The sequence below is a fragment of the Paraburkholderia sp. J7 genome (assembly GCF_905220155.1).
GTDB lineage: Bacteria > Pseudomonadota > Gammaproteobacteria > Burkholderiales > Burkholderiaceae > Paraburkholderia.
Genome location: NZ_CAJMYZ010000024.1, coordinates 57969 through 83921, shown reverse-complemented (window position 1 = coordinate 83921; position 25953 = coordinate 57969). Strand labels below are relative to the sequence as shown.

Below are 25953 nucleotides of genomic sequence, written 5' to 3'. Positions count from 1 at the left end.
CAGGAGACCTGATTCTAGTGAGCCGCCGACTTTCAGCGGCATAGAAAAAGAGCGGGCCGTCATCAGTTATTGCTGTACGGCTTGCAAGCGCCGCGCTCAGCCATCGAGCGTCTTGCGCGCCGCGAGTTGCGGAAAGCGCCACGCCCACGTCAGCGCCACGAGGCAGGTCAGCGCGCCGCCCAGCACGACCGCGCCCACCGGCCCGATCACGCTGGCGAGCGAGCCCGATTCGAATTCGCCGAGCTGGTTGCTCGCGCCCACGAAAATCGCGTTCACAGCGCTGACGCGGCCGCGCATTTCGTCGGGTGTTTCAAGCTGCACGAGCGTTTGGCGAATCACCACGCTCACCATGTCCGCCGCGCCTGTCATGATCAGCGCGAGCAGCGAGAGCCAGAGGTTCGTCGAAACGCCGAACACCACCGTCGCGAGGCCGAATACGCCAATCGAGGCGAGCAGCGTCACACCCACGCGGCGTTTAGGCGGATAGCGCACGAGCCAGAGCGACATCGCGAACGCGCCTGCGGCGGGCGCCGCGCGCAGCCAGCCGAGCATGGCGGGGCCGCCGTGCAGGATCGTATCGGCGTAGATGGGGAGCAGCGCCACCGCACCGCCGAACAGCACGGCGAAGAGATCGAGGCTGATTGCCGCGAGAATGATCGGCTTGCGCCACACGAAGCGCAGGCCGCCCACCAGCGCGTCGAGCGTGGCGGCGCGGCGCTCGCGTTGAACTTCACGCACCTTGAGGCCGAGTGTGAGCAGCGCTGCCGCGAGAAAGAGCAGCGCCGCGACCGCATAGACCACGCCGATGCCGAAGCTCACGAGCGCCCCGCCTAGCGCGGGCCCGAGTATCACGCTCGATTGCGAGCCGGTGGAGACGGCCGCCATCGCGCGGCTCAGGAGCGGCGGCGGCACCGTGGAAGGCACGAGCGCCTGCAGCGCCGGCATCTGGAACGCGCGCGCTGCGCCGAGCAGCAGGGAGGCCAGCAGCAGTGCGTCGCGCGTGAGGCCGTTGCGGTGCGTGGCGAACGCCATCGCCGCGGCAACGACACCCTGCACCGCGAGGCAGCCGAGCACGATGCGCGCGCGCCGCCACGAGTCGGCCGCGTGTCCCGCGGGCAATGTGAGCAACAGCACCGGGAAGAACTGGTAGAGCCCGACCAGCGCGAGCGCCCACGCGTCGTGCGTGAGGGCGTACATCTGCCAGCCGATCGCGACGAACAGCATCTGAATGCCCACCGTCCACGCAATGCGCACGGCCAGCAGGCTGCGAAACGAGGAAAAGGACAACAGGGGGGCATGCGCGCGCGCAGGCGCGAACGCGACGGTAGGTTCGTTCGACATCTGAGTGGAAACCCGAGGAAACGCAAGCCTTTCTGGCCTGCAGGAAAGAAGGAAAAGCGCCGACGCCCTACGTGCCCTGTCCGCCCGTCATCGCCTGCGCGTTGCGGCGCACGCTGCGCAGAAACGTCTCCTGTACGTCGTTGGGCTTCCAGTCGCGCCGCGCCGTGATGCCGACGATCGGGCCGTCCCACGGCACGTCGATCGTCAGCGGCGCAAGCAGACCGAAACGCCGTTCGCTCAGCACTTCGGTCCAGCTCAGCACCGTCAGCATGTCGCTGTCGAAGAGCGTGATGCGGATGGTGGAAAGCGAATAGGTCTCGATGCTCGCGAGCGGCGGCGCGCCTTCGGAGAACACGTATTCGTAGGCCTCGCGGCGCGGCGAACTGCGCGGCGGCAAGATCCAGCGGTAGTTGCGCAAGGCGTCCACCGTCACGGCGGGCTCGCGCGTAAGCGGGTGATCGCGCCGCGCGACCACGCAATAGCGCTCGTGATACAGCGGCTCCTCGACGAAATCGAACGACTGGTCGGGGTTTTTCAGCACGCCCAGCATGAAATCGATCTCGCCGCGCAGCAGCTTGTTGAGCAACTGGTCGTAGGTGCCGTTGATGATCACCACGCGCGCATCGGGAAAATGCGCATTGAGCTCGCGAATCGCACTCACGATCAGGATCGACGGGTCGAGCAGCAGCACGCCCACCGTCACGCTGCGCTCCACGGGAAACTGATACGCGCGCAGTGCATCGGCCATCGCGGCAATCTGGTTCGAGATCGTCTGCAACTGGCGCGCGAAGGCTTGCCCGACCTCGGTGGTCGTGACGCCCGAGGCCGAGTGCCGATAGAGCGGCGCGCCCAGATTCTGTTCGAGCGTGCGCGCCGCGCGCTGCAGCGAAGCCTCGGTAATGCCCAGTTGCCGTGCGGCCGCGCGAAACGAACCGCACTCCGCAATGGCGATGAGGCAGCGCATTTGCGTGCGCGTGATGCCGCCCGCGAGCACGCCCGGCGACACGTTACGCGTGCTGCCCACCTGCGCCACCGCCTCCTGCATGGCCTGCAGGATCTTGCGCGTGCGCACCAGCGCCGCGACACCCGCCGGCGCCAGCCAGGTACCCGTGGTCGAACGCTCGAAAAGGCTCACGCCCATGAGCGTTTCGAACGCCGCGAGACACGACGTGGTGGCTGGTTGCGAGCGCAACAGCTCCTGCGAGGCCTGCGTGACGTTCTCGTGACGCGCCACCGTCTCGAACACGCGCAACTGCCAGAGACTGGGCAGCTCGGCGGGAGCTTCCGTTTGTTCGACGGGTGACGCGACGACCGAGGCCATAGTGCTGCGATCCCTGCGTGACTAGCGGAGTGAACGTGACAAGCGAGACGTACGATCGATATACCACAGCGCACCGGCGGCGCGCGACCAGGTTTGCTACCCGGTCACCTTGTTACGCAGCGTGCCGATGCGATCGATCGTGATCTCGCACTCGTCGCCGGGTTTCATGAAGACAGGCGGCGTGCGCGAGAAACCCACGCCGCTCGGCGTGCCCGTGGCGAGAATGTCGCCGGGGCACAGCGGCGCAATCGACGAAACGTATTCGATGAAGCGCGGGATCTTGTGCACCATGCTGGCCACGGTGTCGTCCTGCATGACCTGACCGTTGAGCTTCGTCTGGATGCGCAGCGCGTCCACGTCGCCCACTTCCCCGCGCGGCACGATCCAGGGACCGATCGCACCGCTTTGATAGAAGTTCTTGCCCGGCGTGATCTGGCGCGTGTGAAACTGCCAGTCGCGCACACTGCCCTCGTTCATGATCGTGTAGCCGGCCACGTGCTCGAAGGCGTTTTCGGCTTTCACGCGATAGCCGGGCTTGCCGATCACCACGACAAGTTCGCCTTCATAGTCGAACTGTTCGGAAACGCCCGGATGGCGCAGCGGCTGACCGTGCGCCGCCAGCGAATCGCTTGCGCGCGCAAACAGCGCCGGCTGCTTCGGCAGCTCCTGCACGCGGCCCGCGCTCTGCACTTCGCTGTGGTGCTCGACGTAGTTCAGCGCGAGACACCAGATATGCGTCGGGTCGGCAATGGGCGGCAAAAACGTAATGTCCTTCAGTGCGTAATCGGCCTGCCCTTGCACCGCCCGTGCAACTTCGTGCGGCAGGTCAGCCGCGCATAGCGCCTTGAGCGTTGGGTATTCGTTGCCGATGCGTTTGCCGAGATCGATCACGTTGTCGCCCTCGACGATGCCGTAGGTATCGCGTCCTTCTACCGAAAAGCTCGCGTATTTCATCGAAAATCTCCTCTGAATGCGTTACGTGTGCTGCGCGTTAGACGAGGCCGGCATAGGAGCCGCCGTCGAGCTGCAGGTTCTGTCCCGAGATAAAGCCCGCCTGTGCGCTGCACAGGAAGGCGCAGGCATCGCCGAACTCCATGGGGTCCCCCAGGCGCTTCGCGGCGATCGTCGCGGCAATGCGCTCCTTGGCTTGCGCGACGGTGATGCCGTCCTTTTTCGACATGCGGTCGGCCATATAGCGCTGACGGTCGGTGTCGAAGCGCTCGGGCAGCATGTTGTTGATCGTGACGTTGTCCACGACGCAATCGCGCTGCACCGATTTGCTGAGGGCGGTCAGACCGGCGCGCACGGCGGCGGAAAGGCCCATCGTCGCGCTCGGCGACTTCACCATCGCCGAGGTGATATTGACGATGCGGCCGAACTTGCGGCTGCGCATGCCGCTCACGTAGTGCTTGATGAGAAAGATCGGCGCGAGCATGTTGCCTTCCACTGCGGCCAGCCAGTCCTCGCGGGTCCAGTCGGCGATCTTGCCCGGCTCCGGGCCCGCGTTGTTGTTCACGAGAATGTCCGGCGCCGGGCACGCGGCGACGATCGCTTCGCGCCCCGCTTCCGTGTTCAGGTCCGCGACGATGAGGTGCGGACGGTTGCCCGTTGCCGCCTCGATTTGCTGCGCGGCGGTTTCGAGCGCGTCGGCGTGACGGCCGTTGAGATACACGCGGCAGCCTTCGCGCGCCAGCGCCGTCGCACATGCGAGGCCAAGACCGCGCGACGACGCGCAGACGAGCGCCGTCTTTCCTGCGATTCCAAGATCCATGAGTTATCTCTCGCTTCGTGATGGCTTCAGTCCTGGCAGCGGTACTTCAGGCCCGGATAGACATTGAGTGCGTTGCTGCAGAACACGTCGTGCCGATGCTCGCTGCACAGGTGCGGCGTGGCGCTGACGTAGCGTTTCGTGTCGTCGTAGTGGTGGCCGGTGCGCGGATCGATGCCCTTCACCGCGCCGATCATCTCCGAGCCGAACAGAATGTTCTTGTGCGGCACGACTTCAGTGAGGAGGTTCACGCCCGACTGGTGATATACGCAGGTGTCGAAGAAGAGATTGTTCATGAGGCCTTCTTCGAGCGCCTGGAAGCCCAGGTCCTGCGCAAGCCCGCGATAACGGCCCCAGTGATACGGCACCGCGCCGCCGCCATGCGGAATCACGAAGCGCAGCGTGGGGAAGTCCTTGAACAGCTGCGGCGCGAGCAGGAATTGCATGAACGCCGTGGTGTCGCCGTTCAGATAATGTGCGCCCACGTGGTGAAAACACGGGTTGCACGAACTGCTCACGTGGATCATGGCCGGTACGTCGAGTTCGACCATCTTCTCGTAGAGCGGATAGTAGTGACGGTCCGTGAGCGGCGGATCGGTCCAGTAACCGCCCGAAGGGTCGGGATTCAGATTGCAGCCGACGAAGCCCAGCTCCTTCACGCAGCGCTCCAGTTCGGCCACGCAGGCGCTCACGTCCTTGCCCGGCGACTGCGGGAGCTGGCACACGCCTGCGAAGTTCTCCGGATACAACTGCACCACGCGATGAATGAGGTCGTTGCACACCCGCGCCCATTCGATACCCTGCTCGAGCGTGCCGAGGTGGTGGCCCATCTGGCCCGCGATCGGCGAAAACAGCGTGAGATCGAGGCCGCGTTCGCGCTGGGCCTTGAGCTGGCCGCCCTCCAGCGCATCGCGCAATTCGTCGTCGCTGATAGCCAGCGGCGCGCCATACACGGGGCCTGCATGTTCGAGCTGCCTGCGCCGCCATTCGTGCAGCGTCTTGGGAACGGTCGTAAAGTGACCGTGACAATCGATGATCATGAAACGCTACCTGGTTCGTTGAAAAAGGGGCGAGCGGCTAGTCCTGCCACGCCACGAGCGGCGTGGCCTGCTTGACGAAACGCTCGGGCGGCTTTTCGCCGGTGTCGTAGCTCATGCCGTCGCCGATGCGGATAGGGTTGAAGCGGCTCTTCGCTGTCATGCGCTCCTGCGAGATCCAGTGCTCGTGCATCTGGCCGAAGGGGCTCATCCAGTAGTCGAAAATCTGGCTGCCCAACGCATGCCGCCCAATGCCGCGCACGTGATCGTATTCACGCTGATGCAGGTGGTCGTAGCCAAAGAAGATGTCGTCCACCCCCTCCACCTGGTACGACACATGGTGCAAACCGGCGCGCGGCCCGCGCAGCAGGAAAACGATGTGATGATCGACGGGTGTTTCGCCGAGATCGATGCGATTGAACTGGCCAATCACGTTGCCGGGTTCGCCCACGAACAATTCGTCGGTGGGAATTACGCCGAGCGTGCGCTGATACCACTCGATCGAGGCAGGCAGGTTCGGCGTGGCGAACGCCGTATGAGCAATGCGCTCCACGCGCGCCGGGCCGAGCACGCGGCTCTCGCCCTGTGCGCCTCGCACCAGTGCACGCGGTGCGAGGCGTGCCACCGGCTCGCGCTCCGTGACGAACTCCAGCCACAAGCCGTTGGGGTCCTGCACGCGCACGCGGCGGCCGCCGCCAGGTTCGTCGATATGCTCGATACCGCGCGCGCCGGGCAGTTTCGCGAGCTCCGCGAGCAGCGCGGCGTCGCGCAATTCATAGGCACAACTGACGACGCCGGGGTCGCCCAGTTCGGTCACGTGCAGAAAAGGCGCTTCGCCGATGCCGCGCATGTAAAGGCGCTTGTCGTCGCGATGGACTTTCACCATGCCGAAGTCATCGAGAAAGGCTTCCATGCGCCCAAGATCGGGGGCGCTCAGCCGGACGTGGGCCATGCCTGAAATAGTCGAAGCCAAGTTTGTCTCCGTATCGTGTTCTGTCTTGCTGTGTGACTCGTGTGCGCCCCTAGCCGAGAATATCGAGCACCGGGCCATACAACTCTTCAAGCGCATATCGGCGCGAAATGAGCCGTTGCTCGAACGCGTAGCGAACGGCCAGCTCAACGGCGGGGGCCAGGCTGTCGAATCCTGTGGGCTGCAAATCGATGGCGGCCTGCGGCTTCCCCTGCTGTGCAAGATCTTTCGCCTCGCCAAGCAGACGAAAGACCTCGCGCACGGCTTCCGGGTGGGTCTGTGCGAGCGAGCGCTTGACCGTCACCACGTGATTGATCGGCACCGCGTGGTGGCGCACCTGCCATGCGGCGGCGGCCTCGGCCGGCGCGGGAATCAACGGACGAATGCCCGGCTCGCCCGAAAGGCCGCCGCCCGCGATGATGGCGTCCACTTCACCCGCGCGCAGCATGGCTTCTAGGCTCGATGTCGATTCGAGTCGCGAAACCCATGCGGGTTCCTCGTAATCGGCCACGTGCGCGCCTTCCTGGCTCAACCACCGCACGTCGGCGAGCCGCACGCCGAAGTCGTCGGTAAGGATGCCGCGCACCCACGTCGGCGTGGTCTGCGTATATGCGCGCATCGCCACCTTGCGCCCGGCCAGCTCGCTCGCGGTGAACGTCGCGTCGTCGCGAACCACGATGCTCTTGTGATGAAAGCCTCCATTCATCACGAACGGCAGCATCACATAAGGCTTGCCCGCCTCGAACGCCTGCAGGAACGTAATGATCGCCAGCTCCGCCACGTCGTACTTCTCGTGGCGCACGACGTCCTTGAAGGCTTTTTGTGCCGTGTCCACCGCGGCGAAATCCAGATGCACGAGCGGCGAAGCGAGCGTGCCGTCCTTGAGAGGCTGGGTCTTGGGGTAGGTCCCAAGCATCGTCGGAATGGCGAGGGTTTGAAGAGTTGTCATCGTCTTCCTCCTGATTGATATGTCATCCTATGCATGGTCTGCCGGATCGAGGAACACTGAGGCGATGGGCGCTCGCTCCGGAATCAGCCGCTGCGTGTGGGCGTAGCGCACCAGCGCATCGAACGATTTTGCGTTCTGTGCACGGCCATAAGGCAGCGGATCGCCAACGAGTTCCGCGAGACGCCGATAGCGTTTGTCTTCCGCACCGTCCGCAGCACCGCTTCGCACGCGGGCGAGATAGTTCTCTTTCGCCGCGACGAAAGCCGCAAACAGACGACGCGGCAAATCCGCATAGCGCGCGAGCACGTCGTTGCGCACCACGATCACGCCATGCAGCGGGTAAATCCCCGTGCGGCGATACCAGTCGGCCTCTCGCGCCGCGGCGTCTTCGACCAGATCCACGAGGCGGTCGTCGAGATCCGCGCCCACACCGGCCAGGCCGCCGAATGCCGCTTCGATCTCGCCCGCCTCCATCATGGCGGCGAGCGACGCGTCGTTTGCCACGCGCCGCACATTGGCGGGCGGCACGAAGGTCTCGACGTTTTCGTCTTCTTCCGTGAGCCACGTCACCTTGCCGAAATCGACGCCGTATTCCTCGGCCAGGATGCCGCGCGTCCACACGGCCGCCGTGACCGAATAGGCGCGCACGCCTACGGCACGCCCCTCCAGATCCTTTGGATGGCGAATCGACGATTCGCGCAGCCGCTGCAGGCCCGCGTGGCGAAAACGCCGCGTCATGGGCAACGCGAGCGCCGTGATGGGCGCGCCGGCCGCCACCGCCATCAGGTACGACGTCGGCGCCATTTCGCAGATATCGTAGGGCTGGCTGCGGGCCATGTTGCGATAAGCGTCAGGCATGCGCTTGATTTCGATGAAATCGAGTTCGACGCCTTCCACGTGCACCGCGCCGCTGCGCAAATCCTCGACCTGGCCGTGACGGCCCAGCACGATCGACAGTTTTTCAGTCATGTTGACGTTCCCGTATTGCTTCGTCTTGTTGCGCAGGGCTCACACGCGGCCCGCGAGTTGACGGCCCTTGTCCAGCGCGCCGAAATCGCGCTTCGGGAACGTCATCAGAAAGCGGTAGCCCTCCTCGATCACGCGCGACACGTTGCCTTCGTTCACGTGCGGATGACCAACCGGAATGTTGTAGGCGCGGCCAATCTCGCGCACGTGAGCCATCAGGCGCAGCAACTCGGGATTGTCGTATTCGCGCGGGCAGCCAAGCTCCTGTGTGAGATCGCCCTCGCCGATCAGCAGAACCCCGATGCCCGGCACGCGCTTGACCATCTCCTCGAGGTTTTCAATGGCGGCCACGTCTTCGATCATCAGCGTGACGAGAATCTCGCCTTCGGGCGCGAGCGGCCATACGTCGGCCTTGCGGTAATACTCCTGCTGCGAAAGCCCCCAGTAGCGCGCAGCGGGCATGGGCGCGTCGCCGCGCAAGCCGGCTGGCTCGTAAAGCGGCTTGCCCGGCAGACGCGGATAGCGGCAGGCCGCCACCGCGTTGTATGCCTGCTCGGGCGTGCTGATGCGCGGCCAGACGACGCCGTAGGCGCCGAGGTCGAGTGCCTGCTTCGCGAACCACTGGTTCATCTCGCTGCCGCTAGGCGGAATGCGCACGATGGGCGTCATCTGGCAGGCAACCGTACCGGCTCGCGCAATACGCTCGCGCAGCAGCAAGAACTGCATGGCGTTGCGCAAAGCGGAAATGTCCCAGGGCGTGTGCTCCATTTCGAACACCACGCCGTCGTTCGACGACTGCGCAAAGCTGACCGCGTTTTCGATTTCGGCCTGAATAAAGGAAGTAAAAGCGATGCCGCGCCCGGTTTCCAGTGCGCGGATCACACCGTTGAGTCGTTCAGCCATGTCGATCGTTCCTCCGCGCTCAAAGCATTGCGCCGCAGAATGCGTCACCCGCATTCGCCGGCAATTGTTTTTCGGTCCACGTCTTGCTGCCGTCGGTCGTGAAGAACACCTGGCCGCCGCGCGTCACGGTAATCACGCCGTTGGGGTCGCTCACGTGCGTCCCGAAGCCCATCATCGTGCTGCGCGGTTCGACCTGCGCATCGGCGCGCGCCCACGTCGCGCCCAGGTCGTCGCTCGTGTAGAGCGCGCCCGCGGCGCTGCGCGAGGAGATGCTGAAACACGCATACATTTTCTTCGGCTGGCCGTGGACGAAGCGGCATTCGCGCGAATAGTTGAACGGGGCGTATTTGCGGACTTCCAGGTCGCGGAAGCTCTTGCCGCCATCGCCACTCTCGAAGATGCCCAGGCGGCAGATGTAGAAGATCGAGTCCGGCCGGGCCGGCGAGATCGACACCGCATGCGCGTCGAACATGCCCTCCGTATCATCGTCGGTCAGTTCGGTGTTCTTCAAATGCGGCATCGCTGCGAGCACGGACAGGCCCTGCGATTCGCCGCGCCAGCTGTCGCCGCCGTCCTCGCTGACGTACAGGCCGCTGATTTCGGCCACTGCGTAAAGCCGCTTCGGGTTGGTCGGATGGAAGGCCACGCGCATGGCGCGCGAACCGCCGAACGAGATCTTGTAGCGCTCCGGATGCTCGCCCCTGCATTTGCGCCAGGTCTCGCCGCCATCATCGCTGCGATAGAAGCCGACCGGGGCGGTGCCGGCGATCAGCACGTCCGGATCATGCGGGCTCACGGCCACGCTCCAGAACTGCACGTTTTCGTCCGTGACATTCAGCTTGTGCCACGAGGCGCCGCCGTCGGTGGAGCGGTACACGCCCTTGCGCGCGGCCACGTAGATCACGTTCTCGCGGCTGGGATGCGGCGTGATGGCCTGCACCGACGCATCCGCAGGAATATCGCTCACCTGTTGCCACTCGCCGCCGGGCTCCAGCTTGAAAAGCGATCCGATCGCCTCGGGCCGCGTCGTCGCCGTCCCGACCAACATCAACTTGCGCATAAAGCCTCCATCGTTATCGTGCCGGGACGCCGCCGCCGTGTTCGGCATGGGTTTCGCACCGGCCATATGTCGATTCATCCGGACTCGTGTCTCGTCTGTTCTCAACTGACCGGAGGCAGTGTAGGGCGGCCAGGCTACGCGTTGTCATTCGAAATGCGCCGCCGTCATAGATTTTTGCTGAACGCTTTTCGAACGGTCGTATCGAATCTGCTTTGCGGAACTTGCGAAGAAGTTATCGGGTGTCATGCATCCGAATACGTGCGCAAACTCGTTGCGTACTCCACTTTTCCGGCTACGAGCCTTATGCCTTGGGCGTTTGCGCTTCTGCCCCGCGGCGCACGCCACGGCGCTTCGCTTCGTTTATCGCCCTGTCGCGCGGCAGCGGCGGTTTTTGGCCGCGAACCGCCCCATTCATGATCGATATCTCCGGCCGATAAGCAGCGAACGTCCGAACCGGCCAATCAAAAAACATAGGAGACCACGAGTGCACACGGAACCATCGACCCAGCCGGACCATCATGGAGAAGCCGCTCTCCCACCCGGAAAATTGCTCGTTTCCACGACCGACACACGCGGCGTCATCACCTACTGCAACGACGCATTGATCGAAGCCAGCGGCTTTTCCCGCGAGGCGCTGGTCGGGCAGCCTCATAGCGTCATGCGCCATCCCGACATGCCGGCCGAGGTCTATCGCGACATGTGGGCCACGCTGAAAAAGCGCGAGCCTTGGATCGGCGTGCTGAAGAACCGCTTCAGTCATGCCCGGCATTGCTGGGTGCAGATCGGCGTGACACCCATCGTCGAAGGGCAGCATGTCGTTGCTTACCGGGCCGTCCACACCGCCGCTTCACGCGATCAGGTGCGCGCCGCCGAAGCGCTGTATGCGACCTTGCTCGCAGAGCAAAGAGCCAGCCGGCCTGTCCATCATTTGCAGGCAGGCGCAATTGTTCGCAAGGACATGGCGGGACGGCTTTCGCGCTTCGTGCATCCCACCATGAAGACGCAGACCTATTTGCTCACGAGCGGTCTTGCGGCGGCCGGCATGGTCACGGGCGTCGTCATCGACGGCGGCGCATCGTCGATCACGCCCGTGCGCACGGCGATCGGCCTTGCCGCCTGCGTGGCGTTCGGCGTGCTGGCCGAATACCGCATGCGCTTCATGTTCATCTACCCGTTGCGCCGCCTGCTCGGCGCAGCCACACGGCTCGCCATGGGCGACCTCACGCAGAAGGTCGAGAACACCTGGAAACCCACCGGCGTGGTCGGCAAGCTCGAACAATCGGTCAACCAGGTCAGCCTGAACATGCGCGCCATCGTCGGCGACGCGCGCGACCAGATGGCGCGCATGAGCGCGGCCACGGTGACGGTATCCGAAGGCAGCCAGAAGCTCTCGGCGCGGGCCGAATCGCAGGCGGCGAGCCTCGAACAATCCGCAGCGTCGATGCAGCATATTGCGGCCAATGTGCGGCAAACCGCCGATGCGGCGCGCCAGGCCGCCACCAGCGCGGGCCACGCGCGCGCCATCACCGAAGAGAGCGGCCGCGCCGTGGAAGCCATGACGGTGACGATGCAGGGCATTACCGAGGCCTCGCGCAAGATCGGCGAGATCATTCAGGTAATCGAAGGAATATCTTTCCAGACCAATATTCTCGCGCTCAACGCGGCTGTGGAAGCAGCGCGCGCGGGCGAGCACGGGCGCGGCTTCGCCGTGGTGGCGAGCGAGGTGCGCAATCTCGCGGGCCGCGCGGCCACGGCGGCCAAAGAGATCGCCGGTCTCATCGTCGACTCGACGCAGAAGGTTCAGGAAGGTTGCCAACTCACGGAAACGGCCCGCGAAAAGATGCAGCAGGCGGTTCAGGCCGTGCGCGACGTGAATTTGCTCATCGACGAAATCAATACCGCGACAGGCGAGCAAAGCACTGGCATTGCCGAGATCAAGCAGGCATTGGATCATATCGAAGCGCTCACGCAACAGGACAGCGCGCTCGTGAATCACTTTTCGATTTCGGCCAATACGCTCGGCAGGAATGCGGAAACCGTGATCGAAACGGTGGGGGCATTCAGGATTTAACCCGGCCGCGTTCTTGCGGCAAACAAAAAAACGGCGCGGCAGTGCAAATCGCACCACCGCGCCGTTCAATCCAGCGCTATTGCCTACCCAAAAACTCAGTGTGCCGCGCTAACCTGCGTAGCCGGTTCCGAATGACGCGCACGCTGCGAAACCAGGATCGCAATCGCCGCGAGCACGGCCGGTACGGCGAGCATCGCGAGAATCGCGGCGAATTCCCAGCCAAGACCCAGCAGCGCGCCGCCAATGGCCGAGCCGAAAATGCTGCCGAAGCGGCCCATGCCCAGCATCCAGCTCACACCCGTTGCACGCGCAACCGTCGGGTAGCGACCCGGCGCGTAGGCGTTGAGGCCCGTTTGCGCGCCGCTCATGCAGAAGCCCGCGGCGAACACCAGCAGCGCGAGCGACGAGGAAAGCGCGCCCACGCCGGCCAGCGCCAGCACGCAGATGCCGCCGCCGACATACGCCGCGCTGATCACGCGCGCCGGACGCACCTTGTCCATGACCCAGCCCACCAGCACCGCGCCGATCGTGCCGCCGATCTGGAACATGGCCGTGACGTTCGCCGCCACCGTGATGGAGAGGCCCGCGTCCTTGATCAGCGTGGGCAGCCAGCCTGTGAGCAGATAGATCACGAGCAGGCCCATGAAATACGTCACCCACAGCGCGAGGGTCATCACGCCATAGCCTTGCGAGAACAGCACGCCAATCGGCTTGCGCGTGGGCAGCGGCGGTTCCGTCGAGACGAAATTCTCGTCGCCCGCGAAGTTGGCGCCGGTCACGCGGTTGAGCGTCGCGGCAATGCGCTTGCTCGTGGCGCCCCGCACGGCGAGCAGACGCGCCGATTCCGGCAGCAGCCAGGCCTGCAGCGGCACGAGTACGAGCGGAATGGCGCCGCCGAAGATCAGCACCGCGCGCCAGCCGTGCGTCGGCACGAGCCAGCCCGCCGCAAAGCCGATCAATGCCGAGCCGAGGTTAAAGCCCGTGAACATGATCGTGATGAGAAGCGCGCGGCGGCGTTGCGGCGAGTACTCCGAGAGCAGCGTCGTGGAGTTCGGCATGGCCGCGCCAAGACCGATGCCGGTCAGCACGCGCAGCACGGCCATGGAAACCGGCGACTGCGTGAACGCCGTGAGGATCGTGAACACGCCGAAGAGGAACACGGAGGTAATGAGCACCCACTTGCGGCCCACGCGGTCGGAGGCGGGACCGGCGGCCAGCGCGCCGATCACGAGGCCGATGGGCGCCGCGCTCATGACAAGCCCGAACTCAGGACGTGAAATGCCCCACTCGTGAATGATGGAGGGCGCCACGAACCCCATGATGGCCACATCCATGCCGTCGGCGGTCACCGCAAGAAAGCACAGCGCCACCAGTAGCCACTGGTACGCCGAAATGTGGCGTTCGTCGATGAACGCCTTGATATCAATTGTTTTGCTGCCAGACATCTGTCGTCTCCTGTCCGTTCTGTGGTCTGCCGCTCGCTCGTGCCCGAGTCGAATTTCTACGAACTGCTATCCGTCGGGGGCACGATAGGTGGCCAACCCCTCGCCTGAAAGTGCGGGTTAACCACATATTGGGTACGCGTGTGCCCGTTCGCATGGGCCATTCCGGCACGCCCGCTCCTACGTTATCGGCCTGAAAGCCGCGCCGCATAAAGGTTGGGCCCAATCAGCCCGCGCTTTGCCTGTCGCGGCCCGAGGCTGGATTCGAATCCAGCGCAATAAACAAAATCGATGCTCTCCGAAAGGATTCGCAAACGTGACGGACGATCGTGCGGAATTCAGTCGCCGCTACATCGCGGGGCGGCGCGATACGGCTTACTTTCACTGCCCCGCATTTGCCATGCGATTCAGTTATCGCCGTCCAAACAAAACCAGCCCCGAAGGGCTGGCCGGTTCAACTGCGAATCATGCGGCTTTTCCTGTCAAGGCGCGGCCACCCCCTGCGTGGTCGGCGTGTACGATGTATAGAAGCTCGAGCCCGCCCAGGTATGCGTGGGCTGGTTGTATAACGGTGCGCCCTGCGTCCAGTTGGCGCCGAGGTGCCAGTCGCCGGTGCCCGTGAACTGAGCGACGGCCGGATACGGATAAACCGGGCGGCTCGCCGTCACGTTGTTCGACGAATCGGTCTGGTACGTCATGACCGCGTTGGGCGCCGTGCCCTGCTCGGCCCACGCCGTGATCTGCGAGACGAGGTCGATGTTCGGGAAGCCTTCGCCGCCACCGCAGTGCGCCACGCCAGGCACGAGGTACAGGCGCGCGAAATTGCTCACGCTCGAGGCGCCCATCGTGTTCTGCATGGCCTCGTAGTACTGGATCGTGAAGAGCGGCGAAATATGTTGATCCGCCCAGCCGTGCCACAGGATCAGCTTGCCGCCTGCCTTGTTGAACGCCGTGAGGTCGGGGTTGGTCGCGTCCATCAGCGGATGGTTGGCCTGCAGGTAGGTCGAGTAGAAACTCGCATCCGTGTAGCCGAACGTGTCGATGGTCGGCATGGTGGGCGAGCCCGTGAAGATCAGGTTATAGGCACCCGTCACGATCATGTAGCTGAACAGGTTCTTCACCGAAACCGGCGCGGCCGTCGAGTTCGTCGTCGGCACTTCCACGCCTACCCAGTTCTCTTCCGAGCCCATCTGTGGCGAGCCCGCCAGCATGCGCTCGCCGGTCGTCGCGTCCACGGGTCCGCCATAGATCTTGCTCGCGGTGGCGACTTCGGCCGCGCTCAGGCAGTTGCTCGTGTTCGTGGCGCCCTGCGCGCACTGGATCGATGCGGGATCGAAATTGCAGGTGCGCGGATCGGCGATCAGGCCGTCGGGCACGCCCGCCTGGCCGCCGCATGCCGCCACGACCGCCTTGTGCAGCACGAGCGCCTTGTCGGCGTAGAGCGTGGCGTTGCCGGTGCTGTCGCCGGTCGTGCTTTGCGACTCCACGCTCCAGCCGTGATACAGCGAGTTCTGGATCTGGAAGTGTGCCGCCGGAGCGCCCGCAACGATGCCGTTATAGTCGTTCGGGTAGCGTTGCGCCGCCATGAGCGCTTCGCGGCCGCCGTCCGAACAGCCGATGAAGTACGCGTACTTTTGCGCCTGCCCGTAGTAGGCCTTGATGAGCTTTTCCGCCGTGAGCGTCGTGATGTGCTGCCCGCGATACGCGAAATCGGCCTGTTTTTGCGGGTCGGTAGTCCAGGAGGCGTCGTTGCCCGCGTGCCCCATGTCCGTCGCCGCCGTCACGAAGCCGCCTTCCTGCACGAGCGGACACGTGTAGCTGAAGCTGAACGACGACTGCTGGGTCGGGTCGCTCACGTTGCCGCACAAGCCCCCGCAACCCAGCGCCGCGAAGCGCTGCGTCCACGTGCTCACCGGCAGCGCCACTTCGAACGTATTCGAAGGCACGAGCGTGCCCTTCACGGTACAGAAGCTGACCGAAGCTCCATTGATGGTCGCCGTGGTCACGGCAGCCGATGTAATCGAGCTGCCCGTACCGCCAATATCGCTGATATCGACCGTAGCCAGCTTCGAGCAATCCACTACGGGCGCCACGACTGCGAGCGGCGCTTTCGCATCGCCGCTGCTGTTGCTGCCACTGCCGCCGCTGCCGCACGCGGCGACGAGCGTGGCCGCCGCAAAGACGGCGAACAGCGAAAGTAGCGAGGCTGCACGAGTGCGCGCGCTCGTGAAAAACCGCCGGGTATGCGGGATTCTCATGCTTGCCTCCTGGTGTTGTACGTATGGGTGTTCTTCCGATTCACTTCACGCCTCCAGTTCTGTTTATTCTGATCAGGATATCTAATTAACGTAAACGCGTAGACCGTTCGACATGAAATGCCCGATCTAATCGCCTTATTGCTCCTTCGGTTTCTCTTATTGCCGTCCTGCTCGTGCCCTGCCGCTCTGCTTATTGTCCGTATTCGGTACCGCCCGCCGGCTCCATGCCGAACGTCCGCTTGGCCGCTTCGGCGCGCTCCGAGCCCAGGAACGCAAGGAAATCCGCCGCCGCCCGCTGCTGCCGGGACACCGCGCAGATCGCCGCGGAAAAGACCGTGACGAGCTGAGCCCCGGCGGGAAGCGGTCCGACCACGTCCACGCCCTGCACGTCCTTCAGCTCGCTCAATTGCTGGAACCCGATCTCGACCTCGCCATTCGCGATCAGGCTCGCCACCGGCACACCCGGCTGCGCCAACACGAGGCGCGGCGCGAGCACTTCGGCCACGCCCCAGCGTGCGAGCAGACCCAGCAAATGTTTGCCGCTAGGCCCCGTTGAATAGCCGATGCGCGCCGCGCGCAGCATCGTCTCGCGCAGTGCGGCTTGCGTGCCGATGTCCGGGTGCGCCACGCCTATGGCGACGGCCGCCGCCATACCGGAGCGCACGACGTCCGTGCGCGCGCCAATGAGATGACCGCCAGCCGCCAGGCGATCGATCGCCGCCGAGGCCAGCACGGCGAAATCGAACGCCTCGCCCGCCTGCACGCGCCGTGCGGCGTCCACGCCGCCTATCGCGGCAACCGTCAACTGCTGCCCCGTTTCGCGCGCGTATTGCTCGGCGAGATTCGCAAGCAGCAGGCGCGTCGCCATCGACCCGACACCCGCCAGCGCGGCGTTGCTGTGTACGTCTTCCTTTGTCATTGACTTCCGTTTCAGTCGAAGGAGAGCGAGGCCGCCTGAGAGTGCGCCTCACCGATAATGCATGGAATGCAGGCCGCCGCGTACGCGCTCACAAGCCCTTTGCCTTGAGCCGCGCGTCCAGACGCCGATACACACGCCGCGCGTTGCCTTCGTAGATCTTGTAGCGGTCCGCCGCATCGACATGCGCGGCTTCGATATAGCGCTTTGTGTCGTCGAAATAGTGGCCAGTCTCAGGGTCGATGCCGCGCACCGCGCCGATCATCTCGCTCGCGAACAGTATGTTGTCCACGGGAATCACACGCGTGAGCAGGTCGATGCCGGGCTGGTGATACACACAGGTGTCGAAGAACACGTTGTTCAGCAAATGCTCCTGGAGCGGCGGCTTCTTCAGCTCCTGAGCGAGGCCCCGAAAGCGTCCCCAGTGGTACGGCACCGCGCCGCCGCCGTGAGGAATCACAAAGCGCAGCGTGGGGAAATCGCGGAACAGGTCTGAGGTCAGGCACTGCATGAAGGCGGTCGTATCCGCGTTCAGGTAGTGCGCGCCCGTGGTGTGGAAGCACGCGTTGCAGCTCGTGCTCACGTGGATCATCGCGGGAACGTCGTATTCGACGAGCTTCTCGTAGATCGGGTACCAGTGACGGTCCGAAAGCGGTGGGCTTGTCCAGTGGCCGCCCGAGGGATCGGGATTCAGGTTGACTGCCACGTTGCCGTACTGCTCCACGCATTTGACGAGTTCCTCAACGCATGTTGCTGGATCGACGCCCGGACTTTGCGGCAGCATGGCGGCCGGCACGAAATGCTCGGGAAACAGCTCGCTCACGCGGTAGCACAGCTCGTTGCAGATCGCCGCCCACGTACTCGACACCTGGAAGTCGCCAATATGGTGGGCCATGAAACTCGCGCGCGGACTGAAAATCGTGAGATCGAGACCGCGCTCGCGCATCAGCTTCAGCTGATTGAGTTCGATCGATTCGCGCAACTCGTCGTCGCCGATCTTCAGCTCCGATGCCTTCGGCATTTCGGACGGATTGGCGATGCCCGCTATCTGGCGTTTGCGCCACGCCTCCAGCGCTTTGGGCGCCGTGGTGTAGTGGCCATGAATGTCGATGATCATTGAGACCTCTGCTGCTGATTCGAATCGTTGCGCTACGGTACGAATTGGCCCCACCGCGCTAGTAGCCAGGGCAATTACCTAGATTGCGCGAAAAACCGCCCTCACGCCAATAAACGCGTGCGGCAGCGGGCGGCTGGGAATGCCGGAAACCATGGACGCCTTGGGGTTTGCGCCGCGCCCCATGGCCCCTGAAATACCCGACCGTGTTTTCGAAGCGCCGATAAATAAAACGAATGCCTCGATAAACATCTGGTAAGCGATGGAGCGAATTCGACGGGCCCCAAGGGGCGGCCGGTGCGCGGTGGCGAATTCGCTCATAATGGTCCGCTCATTGGCCTGAAGTCGTGCGGATGAACCACCATGCATATCGAGCCGTTCGAAATTCGCGTTCCGGAGGAGGCAATCGACGACCTGCGCCAGCGTTTGCGCACCACGCGCTGGGCCAACGCTACGCCCGCCCCGGCGTGGCAACAAGGGGCCGACCATGCATGGCTGCGCGAACTCGTCGCGTATTGGGCAGACGAATACGACTGGCGGGCCGCCGAACGCACGCTGAACCGCCTGCCGCAGTTCATGGCCGAAGTGGGTGACGAGGGCGGCGCGGTTCGCCAACGCGTGCACTACGTGCATAGGCGCGGCAAAGGCCCAAAGCCCTACCCGCTCGTGATCACGCACGGCTGGCCGGGCTCGTTCTTTGAATTCCACGCGCTGCTCGACCGGCTATGCGACCCGGCCGCATTCGGCGCGGACCCGGCCGATGCGTTCGATGTCGTCGCCCCCTCGCTGCCGGGCTTCGCCTTTTCGCCCGCTCCGGCTGCGCCCGGTGCCTCCGCGTTCCAGGCGGCGGACCTGTGGGCCGCGCTCATGCGCGGGCTCGGTTACGAGCGCTTCGGCGCGCAAGGCGGCGACCTCGGCGCGGGTGTGTCTATCGCGCTGGCCGCGCGGCACAGCCAGGCCGTGGAGGGCATTCACCTGAACTTCCTGCCCTCTTCGTACGAACCCACCGTCGATGCGGCGCAAGCCCCGCTCACTCAGGCGGAGCAGGATTATCTGCGTGAAAAGGCCGACTGGGCGGCGCTTGAGGGCGGATATGCGCATATGCACGCCACGAAGCCGCAAACCGCGGCGGCGGCGCTCAACGACTCACCCGCGGGACTTGCGGCATGGATCGGCGAAAAGTTTCGCGCATGGAGCGACTGCGACGGCGTGATCGAGCGCCGGTTTTCGAAAGACACCTTGCTGACGGACCTGTCGCTGTACTGGTTCACCGGCAGCATTGGCACGTCCATGCAGATGTATTGGGAAAACCGTCTCCAGCCGTTTCGCTTCGCGGCCGGGCAACGCGTGGCGCCGCCCGTCGCGTTCGCGCGCTTTCCCAAGGAAATCAATCACCCGCCTCGGTCGTGGGTCGAGCGAGTGTTCGACGTCGTGCAATGGACCGACATGCCGCGCGGCGGACATTTCGCCGCCATGGAGGAACCCGACCTTCTCGCCGCCGACATTCGGCGCTTTTTCAAACGCTTGCGCCAGTGACTGTTACTGTGCCGCGTTATCGCCGAACGGATGCGCGGGCGCATCCGTCGCGCGCCAAGCATAGCGCCTGAAGAGCGCGGCGTAGCCTTCGATCACGAAACCGCCGCACTTGTGGCGATAGGCGTCGCGCCGCATGCGGTAGGCGCGCGGCAGTTGAAACCACGGCAGGCGCGGCAGATCGTGGTGCACGAGATGGTAGTTGTTGTTCAGATACAGAAAGCGCATGACGAGCCCGGCCTCATTGATGGCGATGCGCGCCTTGGGATGCGACGCCGCGCGATGCTCGTAAAGCGAGCGAACCATCGCGAGTCCAAGCGCGGGCCAGGTAACAACTGCGAGATACCACCACCACGGCACGCCCGCGTAACGCTGCACACACGCGAGCAGCAGCAAGACGGCGGCGAGGTGCGCGAGCCACATCGGCACGTGTCGCCAGTCGCCGCTGCGCAGCGTTTGCGCCGCGCCGGCGAGCATCGCGGCCACGCTCATGGGCGGCCCGATCACCACACGCCCCACGAAGCTCTTGCGTGCGCGCCATAACACGCGATGCCAGCGCGGCAGGCGAGCCCATTGCTCGTGCTCCACGTAGTTCGTTTCGGGGTCGATGCCGGGCACGGTCAACGCTTCGTCGCGGTGATGCGCCATATGGCTTTCGCGGTACACCGCATAGGGAAACCACACCGCAAGCGGTGGCCAGCCCAGTGCCATGTTCAGCCACGCGAACCGGGTGGGATGGCCGTGCAGCAATTCATGCTGCAGCGACATATGCCATGCGCACAGCACGATGAGGCATGGCGTGGCGGCCGCAAGCGTAAGCGCACTTGAACGCAAAAGCGCCAGCACCGCAAACCAGCCGCCGTAGATCACCGCGATCAATAGCCAGGTGGGCCACTCCGTGCGCGCGGTGAAGCCTGTGCCGAGCGCGGCGACTTCCCGCGCGTGGTCTGCGTCGAAGTATTCGGCCATGTGCGCCAGCTCCCGCGATGAAGGATGGTGCCACTCCATACGGAGAGCAAAGCAATTCAGGCCCTCACCATACCGAACGCGAGGTGCTTCACCAACCAACGAATTGCCATTTGCTTATTTCACCGCACCGCGCGACGCGCCAGGGTTGTGCAGCGTAGAATGCGCCGATGACCCGCTGGATCGCCTCCCTGCCGATGTACAACGTGACGCCGCACCACGCGGCGTTGTGGCGCTCGCTCTTGAGCGAGAGCGTGGCGGTCTTTGCGCGCTCGTTCGCCCCTGGCGAGGTCACGATCATGAACTCGCCCGAGGGCGAACTCATGCCGCACTGGCGCCGCAACGATTTACTGCTCTCACAGACCTGCGGGTTTCCGTACCGGATGCTCGGCCTCGCCGACGAAGTCCATCTGATCTCGACGCCGATATTCGACGCCCCCGGTTGCGAGGGCCCGCGCTATCGAAGCGTGCTCGTCGTTTCAGCGCAGGCGTGGGAACAAGGCGCGAACACGCTCGAAGCATGTCGCGGCCTGCGCGCCGCCTGCAACGGTGTGGATTCGCATAGCGGCATGAACGCGTTTCGCCACGCGGTCGCACCGCTCGCACGCGGTGGCAGCTTCTTCGCCTCGGTACTCCGGACAGGCTCGCACGCAGGCACGTTACAAGCACTGGCGAGCGGCAAGGCCGACGTAGGCGCCATCGACTGCGTCACGCTCGCGTTGCTGCGCGATTCGCACCCCGAATCGTTCGACGGCGTGCGGACCATCGGCATGACAGCCTCCGCGCCCGGCCTTCCGCTGATCGCCTCGCGGGCGCTCGACGAGGGTCAGGCTCAAGCGCTACGCGACGCGCTGGACACTGCGCTCGCGACCGACCCCGAACGCGCACGCACGCTGCGTCTGCGCGGATTCGCGAGACTCAGCGGCGAGGCCTACGCTGAAATCGAGGACATGGCCAACGCAGCCGCGCAGCAGGGCTATACCGAGCTTCGATGAACACCTCACGTTGTGCGCGCAACGAATGCGGCACAGCGGTCTTCCGGCTGGGTCAGGCGGTCGTGCCGCAGACATAACCGGCTCTCTCCGACACTCGCGCCATACGCCGACCCGAACGAAGCCAACCCCGCGATGCGCGCCTCCAGCACCGCGCGGTCTTCGGCCCAGTGCGTACACTGCGCGCACTGCGGCCGCTTTGCGGAGTCGGCTGCGTCGTTCATGCTCATTGGCCAAGCGCCAGCCAGTACGGCGCGAACACGTGCGCCGAGAGCAGATAGCCGATCACCACATTCACGGCCACGCCGGCGGTGAACGCGGCAAGCGGCCTCACGCCCGTCGACGAAAGCGCGGCGAATCGCGTGGTGAGGCCAATGCTCAGAAAGCAGAACGTGAACGCCCACGTGCGCAACGCGACGATCGGCGCAACGAAGGCCGGCGTGACGACACTGCGGTATTCGGCCAGCGTGTAATGCGACGCGACCCATGTGACCAACGCCGATGCTATGACGAAGCCGATCACGAACTTCGGAAAGCGGGTCCAGATTTCGCGGGCGCGCGTGGTCGTTTGCACCTCGTCGCCGGCCTCGCGGTCCCAGCGCGTGGTCGCCACGATCGCCAGCACGAAGGCCCAGATGCCGATCCAGATATCGCGCCCCACCACCTTCATCAACACGAATGCCTGCAGCGCCGCGTCGGGCGCGCCCGCTACCGCGCCGCTCGCATGTCGCGCGAGGTCGCCATAGGCCTGGGCGGCGGCGATGCCCGCCGCGTCCGCGAATTCCGAGGTGCCGATCCATGCGCCGGCAATGCCCGTCGGCAGGCCGAACGCACGCGAAAGCGCGGGCAGCGCGAACACCATGACGATCGCCCACCCCACGACGAGCGTGATCGCCACCGACGCTTGCTCACGCCGCGCGCGCACTGCGCCCGCAATCGCGATTGCCGCCGAAACGCCGCACACCGCGCCGCCCACGCCCAGCACTGCGGCGAAACGCTGCTCGATCTTCAGCGCCCGCGCGGTGCCATAGATCACGAAGAAGGTGACGAGCGAAACGATGGTGGCCTGCCCTACGGCAACCGGACCGGCCCACGCAATCAACGTGAGCGGCAGCGTCGCGCCGAGCAACACGATCCCAACCTTGATGTAGAACTCCACGCGCAGCGCCGGTGCGAGCCAGGCCGGCACCGTGAACACGTTCGAGACAATCAGCCCGAGCGCCAGCGCAATGAGCGGCGGTTCGAGGTTGTAGCGAGTAGCCTGCGCCCACGCTCCCACAATGAAAATGAGCGCCGACACCACGAAGAGGACGAAGAATCCTCTGACGAATTGCGCAACCGGCAAGCCGAGCGCCGCAATCGCCACGGAGAATACGGCCGCGAATCCGACGAACAGCGCCGCGTATCCACCCGCGTGCGCGGCGAGATCGCGCGCGAGTCCGCCGAAGTCGTTCCAGCGCGCCGGCGCCACCGCAAGGCTCTTGATGCTGCCGCCGGAAGCGAAAAGCGCATAGGCGATCGCAATGACGAAAAGCCCGATCGCAACCGCCCACCAGTCTTCCGTACCGAATGGCTTGCGTTGAACCGACACGGCCTGGCCGCCCGCGTGCTTGCCACCCTCTGCTGCAAGAGTCGAATTGCTCATAGTTGGTTTCCCCTGTTCAAACCCCGTTTGCGGCGATCGCTATGTCGCCGTTATGTCACGCTTATGTCACCGGTAAGCGGGCGCGACGCGTCCCGAAGCACGCGCCCCGCCAATCAGTATGGAATGCTGATCTTCGAAACCAAAATGACTTATTGTTCAAAGCTTATGCCGTGGCTGCGTCGCGCGCATCGGCATAATCTTCGCTGTCGATGTCGTAGCCCGACGGCTCCCAGCGGATAGCCAGTAACACGAGCAGCGAAGTGAGCGGCGCGATGGCGATCACCCAGAAGACCTTCGTGCCGAGCGCCGCGGCGAGCACGGGAAACAGGAACAGCGACACCGTGGAAGCGGAGCGCACGAGCGTCTGATTGAAGCCCACGCCAATACCGCGCAGCGAGGTCGGATAGCTGAGCGACGCATACGTCATGCTGTGCGACCCGGGACCGAACCCCTGCCCGAACAGATAGCCGCCAAGCAGCAAAATGGCTAGTGCGACAAGGAAGCCGCTGCCCGGATGGCCGATCAACGCGAGGCCGATGAGCGAGACGAACTGCAGCGTGTGGCCGAGCGCGGTCATTTTCCACGCGCCAACCGTGGGCGCGGTACGCACGCCAATCAAGCCGCCAACGAATGCGAACAACAGGTTCAACGTGAGCGATGCAACGATCGTGGTGAGCGGTCCCTGCTGGAAAAAGCTCGCAATGATCACGGGCAGGCCGAAGATGATCGCGTTGTAGCCGAACGAAGACGCCGCGCCGATCGTTGCGGCGAGAATCGTACGGCGGCGATACGTGGCGTTGAAAAGCACGCCGTAATTGCGCCATGATGCGGCGCGCGGCGCTTGCGCAGGCGTCTCGCCGCGTTCGACCACGGCGTCCACGCCATACGTGCGCTTGAGTATGCGCGCCGCGCCCTCCAGATCGCCTTGATTCGCGGCCCACACCGGCGACTCGCTGATATAGCGGCTGCGCACGGCGATGATGACGAGCGCCGGCACCGCGCCGAACGCGAGCGTGATGCGCCAGAGCCAGCCATGCTGGTGCTCGGGCAGGACGGCATAGAGGCCGAGAATGAGCAGATAGCAGGTGCTCGTGGCCGCGTACCACGCGGGGCACCACGCCGCCACGCTGGCCGCCTTGTTGCCCTTGCCCGCCACGCGCGAAAACTCCGCGAGAAACGCCATGGCGACCGGCAGATCGAGCCCGACGCCAAAGCCCATGAGAAAGCGCGCGCCGCCGAGCACCCAGGCGTTGGGCGCGAGCCCCGCCGCGATCGCGGCCACTACGAAGAACAGCATGTCGGCCATGAATACGCGGTAGCGTCCGATGCGATCGGTGAGATAGCCGCCGAACAGGGCACCGAGAATCGCACCGAACGTAATGGCCGCCGAAACGAAGCCGACCTGCACAGGCGACAGCGAGAATTCGCGCGCGATGTCCTTGATGCCATAGGCGAGCGAGGTGAGGTCGTAGGCATCGAGAAACACGCCGCCCAGCGCGATGGCGATCACGATGCGCGCGTTGCTGCCTTGCGCGGCGCCGGCATTGACGATACGTGCAACGTCCTGCGCCGAGCGGATCACGGCATGTTGCGGGCCAGGCGCTTGCCCGGTGGCTTCGATAGCTTCAGAAGCGGGAACGGCGAGAGTAGACATGGAAAGGAACTCGCGTGAAAAATGCAATCGCTGCATCCTAGCCATACCGTTGCGCGCCGCAAAACGACGAATCTAGCTAAGCAATGCTCCCAAAATTGGTTGTCCGCTTGCAGCGCGCTCCTTAGCATCGCCCTATCCACAACTCTTCGAATAATGGATCCTATGAAGAAAAGAACCTTGTTGGGCGCGATGCTGGCAACGCTTGCGCTGGGCGTGAGTTTCGGGGGCGTGACGCTCGCGCACGCGGCGGACCAGACGTTGCGCGTGGGCATCATGTCGGGTGAAGACGAGGACGTGTGGCGCGTGGTTGCCGCCAACGCTGCAAAGCGTGGCCTCACGATCAAGGTGACCACGTTCTCCGAATACACGCAGCCCAACGAAGCGCTCTCCAGCCACGACCTCGACGCGAACTCGTTCCAGCACAAACCTTATCTGGATGCGCAGATCAAGGCGCGCGGCTACAAGATCGTGCCGGTGGGCTTTACCTACGTGCAGCCGATCGGGCTGTATTCGCGCAAGGTGAAGTCGGTGGCGGACCTGCCGCAGGGCGCAACCATTGGCGTGCCGAACGATCCCAGCAACGAAGGCCGCTCGCTCCTGCTGCTGCAGGCACAAGGGCTCATTACGCTGCGCGATGATGTCGGCCTCTTGCCGACCGCACGCGATATCGCGAAGAATCCGAAGAATATTCATATCAAGGAACTCGACTCGGGCATAGTCGGGCGCGCGATTGGCGATCTGGACGCAGCCGTGGTCAACACGGACTGGGCGGTGAAGTCGGGCATCAAGATTCCGCAGGAGCGGATTGCTCAGGAGAAGGTGACCGGCAATCCGTATCGCAACTTCATTGCCGTGAACGAAAAGGACGCCAACGCGCCTTGGGTGCATGCGCTCGTGGAGAGCTATCAGCAGCCTAATGTGGCTTCCGAGATCGTTGCCGTGTATCACGGCGCGACGCTTCCCGCGTGGAAGGACGCGCCTCAGCAGTAACGTCACCTGATTCACAATCCATCGCCGGTGATTCGTTATCCGAATCACTGGCGATCT

At 64.4% G+C, this 25953-nt stretch carries 23 protein-coding genes; 4 read left to right on the top strand and 19 right to left on the bottom strand.

Annotated features, from left to right (window positions below; genetic code table 11):
• Window positions 1-96 precede the first annotated feature (96 nt).
• The 10 genes from U5A58_RS32180 to U5A58_RS32135 form a co-directional block, all read right to left on the bottom strand.
• The gene (locus U5A58_RS32180) at window positions 97-1341 is read right to left on the bottom strand and encodes an MFS transporter (protein ID WP_321964431.1); all 1245 of its coding nucleotides are present in this window, start codon (window positions 1339-1341) and stop codon (window positions 97-99) included.
• 67 nt (window positions 1342-1408) lie between these two features.
• The gene (locus U5A58_RS32175; RefSeq protein WP_321945177.1) at window positions 1409-2662 is read right to left on the bottom strand and encodes a LysR family transcriptional regulator; all 1254 of its coding nucleotides are present in this window, start codon (window positions 2660-2662) and stop codon (window positions 1409-1411) included.
• 96 nt (window positions 2663-2758) lie between these two features.
• Window positions 2759-3616 carry a fumarylacetoacetate hydrolase family protein gene (locus U5A58_RS32170; protein WP_321964430.1) on the bottom strand — a complete coding sequence of 286 codons (858 nt, stop codon included), beginning with the start codon at window positions 3614-3616 and terminating at the stop codon, window positions 2759-2761.
• Window positions 3617-3653: 37 nt separating this feature from the next.
• Window positions 3654-4433, bottom strand: coding sequence for an SDR family oxidoreductase (locus U5A58_RS32165; protein ID WP_321938552.1), 780 nt, complete (start codon window positions 4431-4433; stop codon window positions 3654-3656).
• Window positions 4434-4459: 26 nt separating this feature from the next.
• Window positions 4460-5470, bottom strand: coding sequence for an amidohydrolase family protein (locus U5A58_RS32160; protein WP_321964429.1), 1011 nt, complete (start codon window positions 5468-5470; stop codon window positions 4460-4462).
• A 37-nt stretch (window positions 5471-5507) separates the two neighbouring features.
• Window positions 5508-6440: a VOC family protein gene (locus tag U5A58_RS32155; protein ID WP_321945180.1), complete on the bottom strand. Its 933-nt coding sequence runs from the start codon at window positions 6438-6440 to the stop codon at window positions 5508-5510.
• A gap of 49 nt (window positions 6441-6489) precedes the next feature.
• Window positions 6490-7386: a hypothetical protein gene (locus U5A58_RS32150; RefSeq protein ID WP_321964428.1), complete on the bottom strand. Its 897-nt coding sequence runs from the start codon at window positions 7384-7386 to the stop codon at window positions 6490-6492.
• A 27-nt stretch (window positions 7387-7413) separates the two neighbouring features.
• Window positions 7414-8355 carry an ABC transporter substrate-binding protein gene (locus tag U5A58_RS32145; RefSeq protein WP_321964427.1) on the bottom strand — a complete coding sequence of 314 codons (942 nt, stop codon included), beginning with the start codon at window positions 8353-8355 and terminating at the stop codon, window positions 7414-7416.
• A 39-nt stretch (window positions 8356-8394) separates the two neighbouring features.
• The gene (locus tag U5A58_RS32140) at window positions 8395-9255 is read right to left on the bottom strand and encodes an HpcH/HpaI aldolase family protein (RefSeq protein ID WP_321964426.1); all 861 of its coding nucleotides are present in this window, start codon (window positions 9253-9255) and stop codon (window positions 8395-8397) included.
• 19 nt (window positions 9256-9274) lie between these two features.
• On the bottom strand, window positions 9275-10315 hold the full coding sequence (locus tag U5A58_RS32135; RefSeq protein ID WP_321964425.1) for a hypothetical protein: 1041 nt from the start codon (window positions 10313-10315) through the stop codon (window positions 9275-9277).
• 484 nt (window positions 10316-10799) lie between these two features.
• Between U5A58_RS32135 and U5A58_RS32130 the strand changes: the two genes are divergently transcribed.
• Window positions 10800-12386: a methyl-accepting chemotaxis protein gene (locus U5A58_RS32130; protein ID WP_321964424.1), complete on the top strand. Its 1587-nt coding sequence runs from the start codon at window positions 10800-10802 to the stop codon at window positions 12384-12386.
• 95 nt (window positions 12387-12481) lie between these two features.
• On the opposite strand, the gene U5A58_RS32125 is transcribed toward U5A58_RS32130, so the two are convergent.
• From U5A58_RS32125 to U5A58_RS32105, 5 genes are all read right to left on the bottom strand, one after another.
• Window positions 12482-13831: an aromatic acid/H+ symport family MFS transporter gene (locus tag U5A58_RS32125; protein ID WP_321915159.1), complete on the bottom strand. Its 1350-nt coding sequence runs from the start codon at window positions 13829-13831 to the stop codon at window positions 12482-12484.
• 479 nt (window positions 13832-14310) lie between these two features.
• Window positions 14311-16086: a tannase/feruloyl esterase family alpha/beta hydrolase gene (locus U5A58_RS32120; protein WP_321964423.1), complete on the bottom strand. Its 1776-nt coding sequence runs from the start codon at window positions 16084-16086 to the stop codon at window positions 14311-14313.
• Window positions 16087-16276: 190 nt separating this feature from the next.
• On the bottom strand, window positions 16277-17005 hold the full coding sequence (locus U5A58_RS32115; RefSeq protein WP_321964422.1) for a substrate-binding domain-containing protein: 729 nt from the start codon (window positions 17003-17005) through the stop codon (window positions 16277-16279).
• A gap of 88 nt (window positions 17006-17093) precedes the next feature.
• Window positions 17094-18119 carry an amidohydrolase family protein gene (locus tag U5A58_RS32110; RefSeq protein WP_321964421.1) on the bottom strand — a complete coding sequence of 342 codons (1026 nt, stop codon included), beginning with the start codon at window positions 18117-18119 and terminating at the stop codon, window positions 17094-17096.
• Between the two features lie 78 nt (window positions 18120-18197).
• Complete coding sequence (locus U5A58_RS32105; RefSeq protein ID WP_321964420.1) at window positions 18198-18437, bottom strand: hypothetical protein; 240 nt, start codon at window positions 18435-18437, stop codon at window positions 18198-18200.
• A gap of 42 nt (window positions 18438-18479) precedes the next feature.
• Between U5A58_RS32105 and U5A58_RS32100 the strand changes: the two genes are divergently transcribed.
• Window positions 18480-19652: an epoxide hydrolase gene (locus U5A58_RS32100; protein ID WP_321915165.1), complete on the top strand. Its 1173-nt coding sequence runs from the start codon at window positions 18480-18482 to the stop codon at window positions 19650-19652.
• Between the two features lie 3 nt (window positions 19653-19655).
• On the opposite strand, the gene U5A58_RS32095 is transcribed toward U5A58_RS32100, so the two are convergent.
• On the bottom strand, window positions 19656-20618 hold the full coding sequence (locus U5A58_RS32095) for a fatty acid desaturase (RefSeq protein ID WP_321964419.1): 963 nt from the start codon (window positions 20616-20618) through the stop codon (window positions 19656-19658).
• Window positions 20619-20785: 167 nt separating this feature from the next.
• Between U5A58_RS32095 and U5A58_RS32090 the strand changes: the two genes are divergently transcribed.
• Entirely contained in the window at window positions 20786-21610 is an 825-nt protein-coding gene (locus U5A58_RS32090) for a phosphate/phosphite/phosphonate ABC transporter substrate-binding protein (RefSeq protein ID WP_321964418.1), read from the top strand.
• A 5-nt stretch (window positions 21611-21615) separates the two neighbouring features.
• Here the strand turns inward: U5A58_RS32090 and U5A58_RS32085 are convergent, their stop codons facing one another.
• The 3 genes from U5A58_RS32085 to U5A58_RS32075 all read right to left on the bottom strand — a co-directional run bounded on the left by U5A58_RS32085 (window position 21616) and on the right by U5A58_RS32075 (window position 24906).
• Entirely contained in the window at window positions 21616-21831 is a 216-nt protein-coding gene (locus U5A58_RS32085) for a hypothetical protein (protein WP_321964417.1), read from the bottom strand.
• 2 nt (window positions 21832-21833) lie between these two features.
• A complete protein-coding gene (locus U5A58_RS32080) occupies window positions 21834-23252 on the bottom strand; it encodes a YeiH family protein (protein ID WP_321915169.1) in 1419 nt (472 codons plus the stop codon).
• 163 nt (window positions 23253-23415) lie between these two features.
• Window positions 23416-24906, bottom strand: coding sequence for an MFS transporter (locus tag U5A58_RS32075; protein WP_321964416.1), 1491 nt, complete (start codon window positions 24904-24906; stop codon window positions 23416-23418).
• A gap of 189 nt (window positions 24907-25095) precedes the next feature.
• Between U5A58_RS32075 and U5A58_RS32070 the strand changes: the two genes are divergently transcribed.
• Window positions 25096-25896, top strand: coding sequence for a MetQ/NlpA family lipoprotein (locus U5A58_RS32070; protein WP_321938611.1), 801 nt, complete (start codon window positions 25096-25098; stop codon window positions 25894-25896).
• Window positions 25897-25953 lie beyond the last annotated feature (57 nt).